The sequence below is a fragment of the Kitasatospora sp. NPDC056800 genome (assembly GCF_042789775.1).
GTDB lineage: Bacteria > Actinomycetota > Actinomycetes > Streptomycetales > Streptomycetaceae > Kitasatospora.
This window is the reverse complement of record NZ_JBHUAL010000061.1, coordinates 25,634-40,915: the sequence shown is the minus strand read 5'-3', so window position 1 is coordinate 40,915 and position 15,282 is coordinate 25,634. Positions and strand designations below refer to the sequence as shown.

Annotated in this window: 16 protein-coding genes; all 16 read left to right on the top strand. The window is 70.6% G+C overall.

Annotated elements, in window-relative coordinates:
• Positions 1 to 971: transcription termination factor Rho (gene rho / locus ACFRQN_RS16255; RefSeq protein WP_380740935.1), on the top strand; the 971-nt coding region annotated here is incomplete at its 5' end.
• 140 nt (positions 972 to 1,111) lie between these two features.
• Complete coding sequence (locus tag ACFRQN_RS16250; protein WP_380740934.1) at positions 1,112 to 2,224, top strand: LCP family protein; 1,113 nt, start codon at positions 1,112 to 1,114, stop codon at positions 2,222 to 2,224.
• 138 nt (positions 2,225 to 2,362) lie between these two features.
• Complete coding sequence (gene rpmE / locus ACFRQN_RS16245; RefSeq protein WP_030057539.1) at positions 2,363 to 2,584, top strand: 50S ribosomal protein L31; 222 nt, start codon at positions 2,363 to 2,365, stop codon at positions 2,582 to 2,584.
• Positions 2,585 to 2,716: 132 nt separating this feature from the next.
• Positions 2,717 to 3,796 (top strand): peptide chain release factor 1, encoded by a 1,080-nt coding sequence (gene prfA, locus ACFRQN_RS16240; RefSeq protein ID WP_049658075.1) that lies wholly within the window; start codon positions 2,717 to 2,719, stop codon positions 3,794 to 3,796.
• Between the two features lie 63 nt (positions 3,797 to 3,859).
• Positions 3,860 to 4,726, top strand: a complete 867-nt coding sequence (gene prmC, locus ACFRQN_RS16235) for a peptide chain release factor N(5)-glutamine methyltransferase (RefSeq protein WP_049658073.1) — start codon at positions 3,860 to 3,862, stop codon at positions 4,724 to 4,726.
• A 116-nt stretch (positions 4,727 to 4,842) separates the two neighbouring features.
• Positions 4,843 to 5,490 carry an L-threonylcarbamoyladenylate synthase gene (locus ACFRQN_RS16230; RefSeq protein ID WP_049658072.1) on the top strand — a complete coding sequence of 216 codons (648 nt, stop codon included), beginning with the start codon at positions 4,843 to 4,845 and terminating at the stop codon, positions 5,488 to 5,490.
• Between the two features lie 14 nt (positions 5,491 to 5,504).
• Positions 5,505 to 6,164 (top strand): protein-tyrosine-phosphatase, encoded by a 660-nt coding sequence (locus ACFRQN_RS16225; RefSeq protein ID WP_369808349.1) that lies wholly within the window; start codon positions 5,505 to 5,507, stop codon positions 6,162 to 6,164.
• Positions 6,165 to 6,282: 118 nt separating this feature from the next.
• Positions 6,283 to 7,563 carry a serine hydroxymethyltransferase gene (gene glyA, locus ACFRQN_RS16220; RefSeq protein ID WP_049651808.1) on the top strand — a complete coding sequence of 427 codons (1,281 nt, stop codon included), beginning with the start codon at positions 6,283 to 6,285 and terminating at the stop codon, positions 7,561 to 7,563.
• A 172-nt stretch (positions 7,564 to 7,735) separates the two neighbouring features.
• Complete coding sequence (locus ACFRQN_RS16215) at positions 7,736 to 9,025, top strand: MraY family glycosyltransferase (RefSeq protein WP_049651812.1); 1,290 nt, start codon at positions 7,736 to 7,738, stop codon at positions 9,023 to 9,025.
• A gap of 296 nt (positions 9,026 to 9,321) precedes the next feature.
• Entirely contained in the window at positions 9,322 to 9,765 is a 444-nt protein-coding gene (locus tag ACFRQN_RS16210) for a hypothetical protein (RefSeq protein ID WP_049651807.1), read from the top strand.
• A gap of 285 nt (positions 9,766 to 10,050) precedes the next feature.
• A complete protein-coding gene (atpB, locus tag ACFRQN_RS16205) occupies positions 10,051 to 10,863 on the top strand; it encodes a F0F1 ATP synthase subunit A (RefSeq protein ID WP_049651806.1) in 813 nt (270 codons plus the stop codon).
• A 96-nt stretch (positions 10,864 to 10,959) separates the two neighbouring features.
• Positions 10,960 to 11,196, top strand: coding sequence for an ATP synthase F0 subunit C (gene atpE, locus ACFRQN_RS16200; protein WP_031074289.1), 237 nt, complete (start codon positions 10,960 to 10,962; stop codon positions 11,194 to 11,196).
• A 35-nt stretch (positions 11,197 to 11,231) separates the two neighbouring features.
• The gene (locus ACFRQN_RS16195; protein WP_107086439.1) at positions 11,232 to 11,792 is read left to right on the top strand and encodes a F0F1 ATP synthase subunit B; all 561 of its coding nucleotides are present in this window, start codon (positions 11,232 to 11,234) and stop codon (positions 11,790 to 11,792) included.
• Positions 11,789 to 12,604: a F0F1 ATP synthase subunit delta gene (locus ACFRQN_RS16190; RefSeq protein ID WP_049651805.1), complete on the top strand. Its 816-nt coding sequence runs from the start codon at positions 11,789 to 11,791 to the stop codon at positions 12,602 to 12,604. The genes ACFRQN_RS16195 and ACFRQN_RS16190 overlap by 4 nt, the downstream gene beginning before the upstream one ends.
• Positions 12,605 to 12,760: 156 nt before the next feature.
• The gene (gene atpA / locus ACFRQN_RS16185) at positions 12,761 to 14,335 is read left to right on the top strand and encodes a F0F1 ATP synthase subunit alpha (RefSeq protein WP_049651804.1); all 1,575 of its coding nucleotides are present in this window, start codon (positions 12,761 to 12,763) and stop codon (positions 14,333 to 14,335) included.
• A gap of 32 nt (positions 14,336 to 14,367) precedes the next feature.
• Complete coding sequence (locus ACFRQN_RS16180) at positions 14,368 to 15,282, top strand: F0F1 ATP synthase subunit gamma (RefSeq protein WP_049651803.1); 915 nt, start codon at positions 14,368 to 14,370, stop codon at positions 15,280 to 15,282.

Below are 15,282 nucleotides of genomic sequence, written 5' to 3'. Positions count from 1 at the left end.
AGCCGCGCGAGGGCGAGCGCCGCGAGAAGTTCAACGCCATGGTGCGCCTGGACTCCGTCAACGGCATGGACCCGGAGAGCGGCCGCGGCCGCCCCCAGTTCAACAAGCTCACCCCGCTCTACCCGCAGGAGCGGCTGCGCCTGGAGACCGACCCGGGCGTGCTGACCACCCGGATCATCGACCTGGTGTCGCCGATCGGCAAGGGCCAGCGCGGTCTGATCGTCGCGCCGCCGAAGACCGGCAAGACCATGGTGCTCCAGGCGGTCGCCAACGCGATCACCCACAACAACCCCGAGTGCCACCTGATGGTCGTCCTGGTCGACGAGCGTCCGGAAGAGGTCACCGACATGCAGCGGTCGGTGAAGGGCGAGGTCATCTCCTCGACCTTCGACCGCCCGGCCGAGGACCACACCACCGTCGCCGAGCTGGCCATCGAGCGCGCCAAGCGCCTGGTGGAGCTGGGCCACGACGTGGTCATCCTGCTGGACTCGATCACCCGCCTCGGCCGCGCCTACAACCTGGCGGCGCCGGCCTCCGGCCGCATCCTGTCCGGTGGTGTCGACTCGACCGCGCTGTACCCGCCGAAGAAGTTCTTCGGCGCCGCGCGCAACATCGAGAACGGCGGCTCGCTGACCATCCTGGCCACCGCGCTGGTCGAGACCGGCTCGCGCATGGACGAGGTGATCTTCGAGGAGTTCAAGGGCACCGGCAACATGGAGCTCAAGCTCGACCGGAAGCTCTCGGACAAGCGCATCTTCCCGGCCGTCGACGTGGACGCCTCCAGCACCCGCAAGGAGGAGATCCTGCTCGGCAGCGAGGAGTTGGCCATCGTCTGGAAGCTCCGCCGGGTGCTGCACGCGCTCGACTCGCAGCAGGCGATCGAGCTGCTCCTGGACAAGATGAAGCAGACCAAGAGCAACGCCGAGTTCCTGATGCAGATCGCCAAGACCACCCCCGGCTCCGGCGACTGACCGTAGCCGGACGGCTGTCGAAGCACGGAACCCCGGATCGCGCGAGCGGTCCGGGGTTCCGTGCGTCCTGGCCGCTTTGTTCCAGAGTCGGGACACCTTGGGGGCGTTTGGATCATGTTGTCCGATTTACTCTGGACCGTATGGCCGAGCACAAGAGGGTCCTGAGTCGCCGCCGCAGAATCCTGCGGACGGCCGCCTGCGCGTTCGCCGCGCTCGTCGTCCTCGGCGCCGGCGCGGGCCTCTTCGCCTACTTCAGGCTCAACGGGAACATCACGAGCGTCGACATCGACGCCCGGCTCGGCGACGCCCGGCCGCCGGCCGCCACCGACGGCTCCTTCAACATCCTGGTGCTCGGCTCCGATTCGCGGTCCGGCGACAACGGCTCGGTCGCCGGCGGGGACACCGGCGGCACCGCCCGCTCGGACACCGCGATGGTGGTGCACGTCAACCAGGCCCACTCCGGCGCCCAGATCGTCTCGATCCCGCGCGACACCCTGGTCGCCCGCCCCGACTGCGTCGACGCGAACGGCAAGCCGGTGCCCGGCGCCAAGCGCGCGATGTACAACAGCGCCTTCGAGAGCGGCGGCGCGGCCTGCGCGGTCAAGACCACCGAGCAGCTCACCGGGCTGCGGATGGACCACTACCTGCAGGTCGACTTCGCCGGCTTCGCCCGGGTCGTGGACGCGATAGGCGGGGCCACCGTGACCACCACGGTGGCCATCCACGACAAGGACAGCGGACTCGACCTGCCGCCCGGCGAGCACCACCTGGACGGACAGCAGGCGCTGGCCTTCGTGCGCACCCGGCACGGCGTCGGCGACGGCAGCGACCTCGGCCGGATCGAGCTCCAGAAGCAGATGGTGAAGTCGCTGCTGCAGCAGGTCGGGGGGAGCGGGATGCTCACCAACCCGGTCAAGCTGTGGTCGGTCGGCGACACGGTGACCAGGAGCATCACCACCGACTCCGCGCTCGGCTCGGTGAACTCGCTGGTGGGGCTGGCCCAGGAGCTCAAGGGGATAGGCCCGGACCAGCTGAGCATGGTCACCCTGCCGGTGGAGACGGCCCCCAGCGACCCGAACCGGGTGGTCCCGCTGCAGCCGCAGGCGGGGCAGGTCTGGGCGGCGCTCAAGGCCGACCAGCCGTTCCCCTCCGCGATCGTCTCCGAACAGCCGGAGAACCCCGCCCAGGCGGCCCCCACGGCCCCCCCGCCGGCCGCGGGGAAGCCGTCCGCGAAGGCCACCGCCACCCGCTGAGGGGGGTCCGGAATATCCCGGAACGCGACCCGGTTTGGGAAGATGCGGCCGGTCCTGGCAGACTGGTCCGTCGGTCCCGGTTCACGTGCGGCGCCCCAGCCGCCGACCCGGTACCCTCCCGAAACCTAGGAGAACCCCTTGAAGCCCAACGTTCACCCCGAGTACGTGGTCACGCGCGTGACCTGCACCTGCGGCGCCGAGTTCACCACCCGCTCGACCGAGACCAGTGGCGAGATCCGCGCCGAGGTCTGCTCGCAGTGCCACCCGTTCTACACCGGCAAGCAGAAGATCCTCGACACCGGTGGCCGCGTGGCCCGCTTCGAGGCCCGCTTCGGCAAGCAGCACAGCGCGAAGGCCTAGCGCTCCCTCGGCGCCGGTTCCCGGTGCCCCCGTACTCGTTGTCGGGGGCGCTGGGGGCCGGCGCCGTTCGCGTCCCCCCGCGAATTCCCCACCCCCCACACGTTTCCGAGTCACCGGGAAGAAGGCCACCCCATGTTCGAGGCAGTCGAAGAGCTCCTCGTCGAGCACGCCGACCTCGAGACGAGGCTGGCCGACCCGTCCGTCCACGCCGACCAGGCCAACGCCCGCAAGCTGGCCAAGCGGTACGCCGAGCTGACCCCGATCACCCGGGTCTACCGGCAGTGGCGGCAGGCCGGCGAGGACATCGAGGCCGCGCGCGAACTCGCCGCGGAGGACCCGGAGTTCATCGCCGAGGCGAAGGCCTCCGAGGCCCGCCGGGACGAGCTCACCGAGGAGCTGCGGCTGCTGCTGGTGCCGCGCGACCCGAGTGACGACAAGGACGTCATCCTGGAGATCAAGGCGGGCGAGGGCGGCGAGGAGTCCGCGCTGTTCGCCGGCGACCTGCTCCGGATGTACCTGCGCTACGCGGAGCGGATCGGCTGGAAGACCGAGATCATCGACTCCAACGAGTCCGACCTCGGCGGCTACAAGGACGTCTCGGTGGCCGTGAAGACCAAGGGCAACGCCGAGCCCGGCCAGGGCGTCTGGGCCCGGCTGAAGTACGAGGGCGGCGTGCACCGCGTGCAGCGCGTCCCCGCCACCGAGTCCCAGGGCCGCATCCACACCTCCGCGGCGGGCGTGCTGGTCACCCCCGAGGCGGAGGAGGTCGAGGTCGAGATCGTCGCCAACGACCTGCGGATCGACGTCTACCGCTCCTCCGGCCCCGGCGGCCAGTCGGTCAACACCACCGACTCCGCGGTCCGGATCACCCACCTGCCGACCGGTATCGTGGCGTCCTGCCAGAACGAGAAGAGCCAGCTCCAGAACAAGGAGCAGGCGATGCGCATCCTGCGTTCGCGGCTGCTGGCCGCCGCGCAGGAGGAGGCCGAGCGGGAGGCCTCGGACGCGCGCCGCAGCCAGGTCCGTACGGTCGACCGCTCGGAGCGGATCCGCACGTACAACTACCCCGAGAACCGCATCTCGGACCACCGCACCGGATTCAAGGCGTACAACCTGGACCAGGTCCTGGACGGCGAACTGAACGCGGTGATCCAGTCCTGCGTCGACAAGGACGCGGAGGCCAAGCTCGCCGCCGCGGCCCAAGAGAACTGAGACCGGCGCGCCCCAGCCCGCGCTTCGCCCGAAGCCGGAGCGCAGAAACAAGAGGTCGTACGGATGAACCTGCTGCTCGCCGAGGTGGCCCAGGCCACCCAGCGGTTGGCCGCGGCCGGCGTGCCGTCGCCGCGCTTCGACGCGGAGGAGCTCGCCGCCTACGTCCACCGCGTCAAGCGCAGCCAGCTGCACACGGTGAAGGACGCCGACTTCGACGCCCGCTACTGGGAGGCGGTCTCCCGCCGCGAGGCGCGCGAGCCGCTCCAGCACATCACCGGGCGGGCGTTCTTCCGCTACCTCGAACTGGAGGTCGGCCCCGGGGTGTTCGTGCCCCGGCCGGAGACCGAGACGGTCGTCGAGTGGGCGATAGACGCGGTGCGCGACATGGACGTGGCCGAGCCGCTGGTGGTGGACCTGTGCTCCGGCTCCGGCGCGATCGCGCTCGCCCTGGCCCAGGAACTGCCGCGCTCCACCGTGCACGCCTTCGAACTGGACGAGGGGGCGCTGGAGTACACCCGGCGCAACATCGAGGCCAGCCCGGACCGCGCCCGGGTCACCCTGCACGCCGGTGACGCCACCAAGGCCTTCGAGGACGACCGCTCCTGGGACGGCCGCTTCGACCTGGTCATCTCCAACCCGCCGTACATCCCGCTCACCGAGTGGGAGTACGTCGCGCCGGAGGCCCGCGACCACGACCCGCAGATGTCCCTGTTCTCCGGCGAGGACGGCCTGGACACCATCCGCGGCATCGAGCGGGTCGCGGCCCGACTGCTGCGCCCGGGCGGCGCGGTGGTGATCGAGCACGCCGACCAGCAGGGCGGCCAGGTGCCGTGGATCTTCAACGAGGAACACGGCTGGACGGACACCGCCGACCACCGCGACCTGAACAACCGGCCCCGCTTCACGACGGCCCGGAGGGTCGGGTCGTGAACAGTCGGGCACAGGACGACGGCCCGGAGGGTCGGGTCGTGACCACCGAGCACCGTACGACGGCGCGCAAGGCTGCGCTGTAACGCCATGAGCCACTCCGGAAGGGGACCGCACCGATGAGCCGCCGTTACGACTGTGCCGATGCCGGGGACCGCGCCACCGGTCTGCGCGAGGCCGCCTCGGCCATCCGCCGCGGCGAACTCGTCGTGCTGCCCACCGACACCCTGTACGGGGTCGGTGCGGACGCCTTCTCCCCGGAGGCGGTCGGCGAGCTGATGGCCGCCCGCGGCCGCGGCCGCAACACGCCCTCGCCGGTGCTGGTCGGCTCGCCGACCACCCTGCACGGCCTGGTCACCGACTTCTCCGAGCAGGCCTGGGAGCTGGTCGACGCCTTCTGGCCGGGCGGGCTCACCCTGGTCGCCCGGCACCAGCCCTCACTGCGCTGGGACCTCGGCGACACCCGCGGCACCGTCGCGGTCCGGATGCCGCTGCACCCGGTCGCCATCGAGCTGCTGAACAGCACCGGCCCGCTGGCCGTCTCCAGTGCCAACCGGATCGGCGGGGTCTCCCCGCTGACCTGTGACGAGGCACAGGCCCAGCTCGGCGACGCGGTCTCGGTCTACCTGGACGGCGGGGCGGCCGAGGACTCCGCCACCTCGTCGATCGTGGACGTCACCGGCAAGGTCCCGGTCCTGCTGCGGGCCGGTGCGATCAGCGTCGAGCAGCTGAGGGAGGTCGTCCCCGACCTGGAGGCCGGCAGTTGACGCCCACCGCCTCGCTGCACGCCGGGCCGGGCATAGCGCCGTACCTGAGCGTGGGCCCCAGGCCGCTGGACCACTTCCGGATCCTGTTCGTCTGTACGGGGAACATCTGCCGCTCGCCGATCGCCGAGCGGCTGACCCGGCGTGAGCTGGACACCCGGCTGAGCCCCCGGGTGGCCGGCCGGATCCTGGTGGAGAGCGCCGGCACCTGGGGCCACGAGGGCGCGCCGATGGAGGACCACGCCGCGACCGTGCTCGACGAGTACGGCGCCGACAGCGGCGGCTTCACCGGCCGAGAGCTGCTGGACGAGCACGTGGTCGAGGCCGACCTGGTGCTCACGGCGACGCTGGACCACCGCGCCCAGGTGATCTCGATGGGCCACGAGGCGGGGCTGCGCACCTTCACGCTGAAGGAGTTCACCCGCCTGGTGCGGACGATAGACCCGGGCACCCTGCCGGACCCGAGGCGCGGCGCCGACGTCACCGAGCGGGCCCGCGCGCTGGTCCGGGCGGCCGCCGCGCTGCGCGGCTGGCTGCTGGCCGCCACGCCGGAGTCGGACGAGGTGGACGACCCGTACGGGGCGCCGATCGGCATGTTCCGCAACTGCGGCGAGGAGATATTCCACGCGGTCGACCCGGTGGTCACCGCGCTGACCGGCGTCCCCGCGCCGCGCTGACGGGCCGGGCCCGGGCAGGGCGCCGCACGGGGCCGTTCGGCCGCGGCCCGGCGGGCCGGGTGGCGGGAGCGGTCCTACGCTGGGTGACACAGTCCCCGCAGCGCCCGGGAGCCCCGCCATGACCGTCACCGATGCCGCGTCCGGCCCGACCGCCACGACCGGGCGCCCCTGGGCGTCCGAGGCGCTGCACCGGGCCGATCCGCAGCTGGCCGACCTGCTGGCCGCGGAGGCCGAGCGGCGCGCCGAGACGATCCAGCTGCTGGCGGGGGAGAACCTGACCACCCCCGCCGTCCTGGCGGCGCTCACCGGCCCGCTGATCGACAAGTACGCCGAGGGCTACCCGGGCCGACGGCACCACACCGGCTGCGCGCTGGCGGACGCCGCCGAGCTGCTGGCGATCGACCGGGCCCGCGAGCTGTTCGCCGCCCCGCACGCCAACGTCCAGCCGCGGTCGGCGACTTCGGCGATGCTGGCGGCGTACGCGGCGCTGCTGCGGCCCGGCGACGGGGTGCTGGCGATGTCGCTGGAGCACGGCGGCCACCTCAGCTGCGGCTCGCGCGCCAACTTCTCCGGGCGCTGGTTCGACTTCACCGGCTACGGCGTGCGCGAGTCCGACGGGCTGATCGACCTCGACCAGGTCCGCGACCTGGCCCGGCAGCACCGCCCCAAGGCCATCGTGGCGGGTTCGATCTCGCACCCCCGGCACCCGGACTGGGCGGCGTTCCGCGAGATCGCCGACGAGGTGGACGCCTACCTGATCGCCTCCGCCGCGCAGACCACCGGGCTGATCGCGGCCGGGGTGGCGCCCTCCCCGGTGCCGTACGCGGACGTCACGGTGGCGGCCACCCACAAGCTGCTGCGCGGCCCGCGCGGCGGGCTGCTGCTGTGCACCGCGGAGCTGGCCGAGCGGATCGACCGGGCGGTGTTCCCGTTCAGCCAGGGCGGCGCGGCGATGAACGAGGTGGCCGGCAAGGCGGTGGCCCTCGCGGAGGCCTCGAAGCCCGCGTACCGGGCGTACGCGGAGCGGACGGTGTCCGGGGCGCGGGCGCTCGCCGCGGGGCTCGCAGAGGCCGGAATGCGCCCCCTGACGGGCGGTACCGACACCCACCTGGTGACCGCCGACGTGAGCCCGCTCGGCGTGACCGGCGCGGAGGCCGAGCGGCGCTGCGCGGCGGCCGGGCTGCTGCTCGGCAAGTGCGCGCTGCCGTACGACCCGGCGCCGGCCGCCGAGACCTCCGGCATCCGGCTGGGCACGGGCACGGTCACCAGCCAGGGGATGGGGGAGCCGGAGCTGGCGGAGATCGCCGGGCTGATCGCGCGGGTGCTCGCCGGGGACGCGGTCGTCCCGGCCGCGGCGCGGGTCCGGGAGCTGGCGGCGGCCTTCGCCGACCGGGCCTGACGGCGGCCTTCCGCGGGTATCCGGATCTCCTACCCGGGAGGGCGAACCGCGATGCACGGTCCGGGCGTCCGACTCAATAAGGTGTGTGCCGTGGCGACGCACCTCGAACCCCGGGAAGGCAGGGGAGTACCTTCGGTACTTCCCCGTTCGACAGTGATGCAGGAGGCCAGTGGTGCGTGAGTATCTGCTGGTGCTGTTCTGCACCGCCGCCGTCACCTACCTGCTGACGGGCCCGGTCCGGAAGTTCGCCATCGCGGCCGGCGCCATGCCGCCGGTGCGCGCCCGCGACGTGCACCGCGAACCCACGCCGCGGCTCGGCGGCATCGCGATGTTCGGCGGACTGTGCGCGGGCATCCTGGTCGCCTCGCAGCTGGACAACCTGAGCAAGGTGTTCTCCCAGGGCACCGACATCCGCGCGCTGCTGTCCGGGGCCGGGATCATGTTCCTGCTCGGGGTGCTCGACGACAAGTGGGGCGTGGACGCGCTGGTGAAGCTCGGCGGCCAGATGATCGCCGCCGGCGTGATGGTCTGGCAGGGCGTCACGGTGATCACCCTCCCGGTGCCCGGTGTCGGCCCGGTCGCGGTGAGCCCGACCCAGGGCATGGTCATCTCGGTCACCCTGGTCGTCGTCATGGTCAACGCGGTGAACTTCATCGACGGCCTGGACGGCCTGGCCGGCGGCATGGTGTGCATCGCCGCGATGGCCTTCTTCCTGTACAGCTACCGGCTCTGGTACGGCTACACGATCTCCGACGCGGCCCCCGCCGTGCTGTTCAGCGTGCTGCTGATCGGCATGTGCCTGGGCTTCCTGGCGCACAACATGCACCCCGCGCGGATCTTCATGGGCGACTCCGGCTCGATGATGCTGGGCCTGATGCTGGCCGTCGCCGCGATCTCCATCACCGGCCGGGTCGACCCGGACCTGATCAGCAACGAGGCCGGCTCGCAGACCGCCGCCGTGCACGCCCTGGTGCCGATCTACATCCCGCTGCTGCTGCCGCTGACGGTCATCGCGCTGCCGCTGGCCGACCTGCTGCTCGCGGTGGTGCGCCGCACCTGGGCGGGCCAGTCCCCGTTCGCCGCGGACAAGCGCCACCTGCACCACCGGCTGCTCCAGGTGGGGCACTCGCACAGCCGCGCCGTGATGATCATGTACTTCTGGGCCGCGCTGATCGCCTTCGGCTCGGTCGCCTTCTCGGTGACCAACACCGGCCGCACCGTCGTCCTGACGCTCGCCGGGCTCTGCCTGGTCGGCCTGGTGGTGCTGCTCACCCCGCGGTTCCGGCCGCGCGCCCCGCGGGCGGTGCAGTCCTTCGTCCCCCCGCGCTACCGCCGGCAGCAGAGCGGTCCGATGGCTGAACTGTCGGCCAAGGACAAGGAACTCCTGGGTGAAGCCGGGCGGGAGTCCGGCGTGGGCTCCACCGCGGTCGGCTCCCACCCCAAGGCCACCGGCCGCCACTGACAAGGGAGTTGATGCCACGACAGGTGGCCGTCACCCGAACGGCGGAATCGTTGCGCCGTTGGTGTGACAGGTGCCACACATTCATGGTAAAGCTCTCATCAAATAGTTTGTGATACCGTTCACGAGTATCGAGAACACGCCGAAAGACCTGACAGGTGGATGACTTCCGTCCCTGTCGGTCTCCCTCACCGGGCCCGTCGCTCACATGGCGGCCCGCGGCGATGCCTCGGTCCGGTGTCACCCGCCACCGCAGTGCCCGTCCCCCGCCACATCGACATGCCGCCGGAGCTGCCGACATGCCGTCCACCGACGCCCGGATCCTCCGAGGCGCCGCGATTCCCACTGCGGTCGCCGGAATCATCGCCATGGTGATCTCCTTTGCCGTTGCCGGTGGGAAGGGGCTGCTCGGCGCCCTCTTCGGCGCGCTCCTCGTGATGGCCTTCTTCAGCTTCGGCCAGGTCGCGCTCGACCGGCTGACCAGGTCGAACCCGCAGATCATGATGGCCGCGGCGCTGCTGGTGTACACCACGCAGATCCTGCTGGTCGGCATCGTGCTCGCGGTCTTCAAGGACACCGAGCTGTTCAACCGGCAGGCCTTCGCGTTCACCCTGCTCGGCTGCGCCCTGATCTGGACGGGCTTCCAGGTGCGCGGTGCGCTCAAGGCCAAAACCTTCTACGTCGACCCCGACGCCTCCGAAAAGAAGGGCGACAAGCCCTCCGACAAGGGGCGTCAACAGTGACGAGGCCCAACTGTCCCCCCAACGAGGGGGGCGGTGTTTATGCCGCACTGACGGGCTGCTATCGTCCGTCGCAACAACGGAGTACGGGAAGAGGCCTGGTCTGTCCGGAGAGCGGACGGATCGCCCCCCTGATCCGCGCAGTCTTCGATGATCCCGCTGTGGTGCCGTGCACCGGCGCGCGGGGTCGGCGAGAAACCCATCAAGTTCCAGTGCCGCTCCGTGGTCGCAGGCCACGCCGACACACCGAGGTTGCCGTAACCATGCGTCACGACGAAGGAGTCCGCGGTGAGTGCTGAACTCACGTCCCTCGCCTCAGGCAGTTGCCACTTCGGGGACGCTGGCTGTGGCTTCCCGGCCCCGGGTCTGAACGAGTTCCAGTTCAAGCCGATCTTCTCGATCGGCAGCATCGAGTTCAACAAGCCGATGCTGCTGTCGATCATCGTCGCGCTCCTGGTCGTCGTGTTCTTCTGGGCCGCCTTCGCCAAGCCGCGCCTCGTCCCCGGCAAGCTGCAGCTGGTCGGTGAGATCGGCTACGACTTCGTCAAGCGCTCCATCGTCCTGGAGACGATCGGCAAGAAGGGCGAGAAGTACGTCCCGATGCTGGTCTCGATGTTCTTCTTCATCTGGTTGATGAACATCATGTCGATCATCCCGTTCGCACAGTTCCCGGTGTCGGCGGCGATCGCGTTCCCGGCCGGCCTCGCTGCGGTCGTGTGGATCACCTACATGACGCTGACCTTCAAGAAGCACGGCTTCGTCGGCGGTCTCAAGAACCTCTGCTGGCCGTCGGGCATCCCCGGCTGGGTCATGTTCATCCTGGTGCCGATCGAGTTCTTCTCGAACATCTTCGTGCGCCCCTTCACGCTCGCGGTCCGAGCCTTCGCGAACATGTTCGCCGGCCACCTGCTGATCGTGATGTTCTCCATCGCCTCCTGGTACCTGCTCAGCCCGTCCCTGGGCGCGCTGTACGGCTCGGCCTCGTTCATCGTGGCCGTCGGCCTGACCGCCTTCGAGCTGCTGGTCCAGTTCCTGCAGGCCTACATCTTCGTGATGCTGGCCAGCAGCTACATCGCCGGTGCCCTGGAAGAGGCGCACTGAGCCCCGGGGCCCCGGCCCCGCCGAGAACCACTTCCCGTCCCGGATCGCCCGGTGGCCAATCACCACCGGTTCACCACCCTGCAAAGGACAACGTCAATGAGCATCCTCGCTGAGGGCACTGTCTACGGTTCCGTCGCCTCCCTGGGCTACGGCCTCGCCGCCATCGGCCCCGGCATCGGCGTCGGTCTGATCTTCGGTAACGGTGTCCAGGCCATGGCCCGCCAGCCCGAGGCTGCCGGTCTCATCCGTTCCAACATGTTCATCGGCTTCGCGCTGACCGAGGCGCTCGCCCTCATCGGCATCGTCATGCCGTTCGTCTTCGGCAACAAGTAATCCCGCCGTAGACCCTTTCTGAGGAAGGTCCAGATATGAGCATGGCGATCGTCCAGCTCGCGGCCGAGGAGAAGATGAACCCTCTCCTCCCCGCGTGGCCCGAGATCATCATCGGCCTGCTCTGCTTCTTCATCGTCTTCGGTCTGCTCGGCAAGAAGCTCCTCCCCAGCATCGAGAAGGTGCTGTCGGAGCGCCGGGACGCGATCGAGGGCGGGATGGAGCGCGCCGAGGCCGCCCAGGTGGAGGCCCAGGCCCTGCTTGAGCAGTACCGCGCCGAGCTCGCCGAGGCGCGCCACGAGGCTGCCCGCATCGTCGAGCAGGCTCGCGAGCAGGGTGCCGCCCAGCTCGCCGAGATGCGCGAGGAGGGCCAGCGCCAGCGCGAGGCCATCGTCGCCGCCGGTCACGCCCAGATCGAGGCGGACAAGAAGCAGGCCACTGCCGCCCTGCGTCAGGACGTGGGCTCGCTGGCCACCCAGCTGGCGTCCCGCATCGTGGGTGAGTCCCTCGAGGACCACACCCGGCAGAGCGGCGTCATCGACCGCTTCCTGGACGAGCTGGAGGCCAAGGCCGCCGTTGCTCAGGGTGCGGCCAAGTGATCGGCGCCAGCCGTGAGGCCCTCGTCGCCGGCCGGCAGAACCTGGAGAGCCTGACCGACTCCACCTCGGTGGACGCGGCCAAGCTCGCCGAGGAGCTCACCGCCGTCACGGCCGTGCTGGACCGCGAGGTGTCGCTGCGCCGCGTCCTGACCGACCCCTCGCGGTCGGGCCAGGACAAGGCCCAGCTGGTCACCTCGCTGCTGACCGGCCAGGTCTCCGGCGAGGCCGTCGACCTGGTCTCCGGCCTGGTCCGCTCCCGCTGGTCGGGCTCGCGCGACCTGGTGGACGCGACCGAGGAGCTCGCCGCCTACGCGGAGATCATCGCCGCGGACAAGGCCGGCGCCCTGGACGACGTCGAGGACGAGCTCTTCCGCTTCGGCCGGGTGGTGAGCGGCTCGCACGAGCTGCGCGCCGCGCTGACCGAGCCGAAGGCCGGTGCCGTCGCGAAGGCCGGGCTGATCGGCAAGCTGCTCGGCGGCCGCGCCAACGCCGGTACCGTCCGGCTGGTCACCGCCCTCGTCAACGTGCCGCGTGGCCGTAGCCTGGAGCAGGGCCTGGAGTCCTACTCGAAGCTCGCCGCCGCGCGCCGCGGCCGCGTGGTGGCCCTGGTCACCACCGCGGTGCCGCTGTCGGACACCCAGAAGGAGCGCCTGTCCGGTGCTCTGGCCCGGATGTACGGCCGCCAGGTCCACCTGAACATCGACGTCGACCCCGAGGTCGTCGGCGGCGTCCGGGTGCAGATCGGCGACGAGATCATCAACGGCACCGTGTCGAGCCGCCTCGAGGGCGCTCGCCAGTCGCTCGAAGGCTGAGCACCCAAGCAGCACATCCGACCCTCGGTCGGGAAACCGGCTCCCCAAGGAGCCGGCACATCGTACGGCCGGTTCGGAAGACCCGGCCGAGAGTCGAATACTTGCGGCCCTCAATGGCGGGCCGAGGATCGCAAACTAGGAGAGCAGGGAAGCCTGATGGCGGAGCTTACGATCCGTCCGGAGGAGATCCGGGACGCGCTGGCCGACTTTGTCCAGTCGTACCAGCCGGACGCCGCTTCTGTGGAAGAGGTCGGCAAGGTCACTGACGCGGCGGACGGCATCGCGCATGTCGAGGGCCTGCCCTCGGTCATGGCGAACGAGCTGCTGAAGTTCGAGGACGGCACGCTCGGCCTCGCGCTGAACCTCGACACCCGCGAGATCGGTGTCGTCGTCCTCGGTGAGTTCGGCGGCATCGAAGAGGGCCAGACCGTGCGCCGCACCGGCGAGGTCCTCTCGGTTCCGGTCGGCGACGGCTACCTCGGCCGCGTCGTGGACCCGCTGGGCAACCCGATCGACGGCCTGGGCGACATCGCCGCCACCGGTCGCCGTGCCCTGGAGCTGCAGGCCCCCGGCGTCATGGCCCGCAAGTCGGTCAAGCAGCCGCTGCAGACCGGTATCAAGGCCATCGACGCGATGACCCCGATCGGCCGCGGCCAGCGCCAGCTGATCATCGGCGACCGCCAGACCGGCAAGACCGCGGTGGCCGTCGACACGATCATCAACCAGCGTGACAACTGGCGCTCGGGCGACCCGGAGAAGCAGGTCCGCTGCATCTACGTCGCCGTGGGCCAGAAGGGCTCCACCATCGCGTCCGTCCGCGGCGCCCTGGAGGAGGCCGGCGCGCTGGAGTACACCACCATCGTGGCCGCTCCCGCCTCCGACCCGGCCGGCTTCAAGTACCTCGCCCCGTACACCGGTTCGGCCATCGGCCAGGAGTGGATGTACGACGGCAAGCACGTCCTGATCATCTTCGACGACCTGTCGAAGCAGGCCGAGGCCTACCGTTCCGTCTCCCTGCTGCTGCGCCGCCCGCCGGGCCGCGAGGCCTACCCGGGTGACGTCTTCTACCTGCACTCCCGCCTGCTGGAGCGCTGCGCGAAGCTGAACGACGCCCTGGGCGGCGGCTCGATGACCGGTCTGCCGATCATCGAGACCAAGGCCAACGACGTCTCGGCGTACATCCCGACCAACGTCATCTCCATCACCGACGGCCAGTGCTTCCTGGAGTCCGACCTGTTCAACGCCGGCATCCGCCCGGCCGTGAACGTCGGTATCTCGGTCTCCCGCGTCGGTGGCTCCGCCCAGATCAAGGCCATGCGCTCGGTCGCCGGCCGCCTGCGTCTGGACCTCGCCCAGTACCGTGAGCTGGAGGCCTTCGCCGCCTTCGGTTCCGACCTGGACGCGGCCTCCAAGGCCCAGCTGGAGCGCGGTGCGCGCATGGTCGAGCTGCTGAAGCAGGGCCAGTACCAGCCGTTCCCGGTCGAGGAGCAGGTCGTCTCCATCTGGGCCGGCACCACCGGCAAGCTGGACGACGTCCCGGTCGCCGAGATCCGCCGCTTCGAGCGCGAGTTCCTGGACCACGTCCGCCTCCAGCACAAGGACCTGCTGGCCGGCATCGTGGAGACCGGCCTGCTGGCCGACGGCACCGTCGACGCGCTGACCAGCGCCGTCGAGGCCTTCAAGCAGGGGTACCAGACCGCTGACGGCAAGCTGCTCTCCGAGCAGGCCTGAGTCCGGTAGCGAGGGAAAGGACGTAACGACCCATGGGAGCACAGCTTCGGGTCTACAAGCGCCGGATCCGCTCTGTCACCGCGACGAAGAAGATCACCAAGGCGATGGAGATGATCTCCGCGTCGCGCATCGTCAAGGCGCAGCGCGCGGTGGCCGCCTCCACTCCGTACGCCGATGAGCTCACCCGGGCGGTGACGGCGGTGGCCACCCGGTCCAACGCCAAGCACCCGCTCACCACCGAGAACCCGGCCGCCAAGCGCGCCGCGGTCCTGCTGATCACGGCGGACCGCGGCCTGGCGGGCGGCTACTCGACCAACGCCATCAAGGCCGCCCAGGTGCTCAGCGAGCGCCTGCGGTCCGAGGGCAAGGACGTGGTGACGTACATCATCGGCCGCAAGGGCGTCTCGTACTACACGTTCCGCGGCCTGACGGTGGCGGACTCGTGGACGGGGTTCTCGGACAAGCCGACCTACGGTGACGCGAAGACCGTGGCGGCCGACCTGATCGAGGCCTTCACGGCCGAGACCGGCGGCGTGGACGAGCTGCACCTGGTCTCCACCGAGTTCGTGTCGATGCTGACGCAGAACGCGGTCGAGGCGCGGCTGCTGCCGCTGAAGCTGGACGAGGTCCAGCTCAGCGACCAGTCGCCGGCCAAGTCGGAGATCTTCCCGCTGTACGACTTCGAGCCGTCGGCGGAGGGCGTCCTGGACGCGCTCCTGCCGCGGTACGTCGAGAGCCGGATCTACAACGCGCTGCTGCAGTCGGCCGCTTCCGAGCACGCCGCCCGCCGCCGCGCGATGAAGAGCGCGACGGACAACGCCGGCGAGCTCATCAAGTCGCTCACGCGGCTTGCCAACTCGGCCCGTCAGGCCGAGATCACCCAGGAAATCAGCGAGATCGTCGGCGGCGCCAACGCCCTCGCCGACGCTAGCCGCGGGAGCGAATGA

What these genes read in the sequence shown, in the direction of transcription:
- atpE (WP_031074289.1), top strand. Translation starts at nt 10,960, where the DNA reads ATGAGCATCCTCGCTGAGGGCACTGTCTACGGTTCCGTCGCCTCCCTG.
- glyA (WP_049651808.1), top strand. Translation starts at nt 6,283, where the DNA reads ATGACCGTCACCGATGCCGCGTCCGGCCCGACCGCCACGACCGGGCGC.
- atpA (WP_049651804.1), top strand. Translation starts at nt 12,761, where the DNA reads ATGGCGGAGCTTACGATCCGTCCGGAGGAGATCCGGGACGCGCTGGCC.
- ACFRQN_RS16195 (WP_107086439.1), top strand. Translation starts at nt 11,232, where the DNA reads ATGAGCATGGCGATCGTCCAGCTCGCGGCCGAGGAGAAGATGAACCCT.
- ACFRQN_RS16230 (WP_049658072.1), top strand. Translation starts at nt 4,843, where the DNA reads ATGAGCCGCCGTTACGACTGTGCCGATGCCGGGGACCGCGCCACCGGT.
- ACFRQN_RS16250 (WP_380740934.1), top strand. Translation starts at nt 1,112, where the DNA reads ATGGCCGAGCACAAGAGGGTCCTGAGTCGCCGCCGCAGAATCCTGCGG.
- prfA (WP_049658075.1), top strand. Translation starts at nt 2,717, where the DNA reads ATGTTCGAGGCAGTCGAAGAGCTCCTCGTCGAGCACGCCGACCTCGAG.
- ACFRQN_RS16180 (WP_049651803.1), top strand. Translation starts at nt 14,368, where the DNA reads ATGGGAGCACAGCTTCGGGTCTACAAGCGCCGGATCCGCTCTGTCACC.
- ACFRQN_RS16210 (WP_049651807.1), top strand. Translation starts at nt 9,322, where the DNA reads ATGCCGTCCACCGACGCCCGGATCCTCCGAGGCGCCGCGATTCCCACT.
- prmC (WP_049658073.1), top strand. Translation starts at nt 3,860, where the DNA reads ATGAACCTGCTGCTCGCCGAGGTGGCCCAGGCCACCCAGCGGTTGGCC.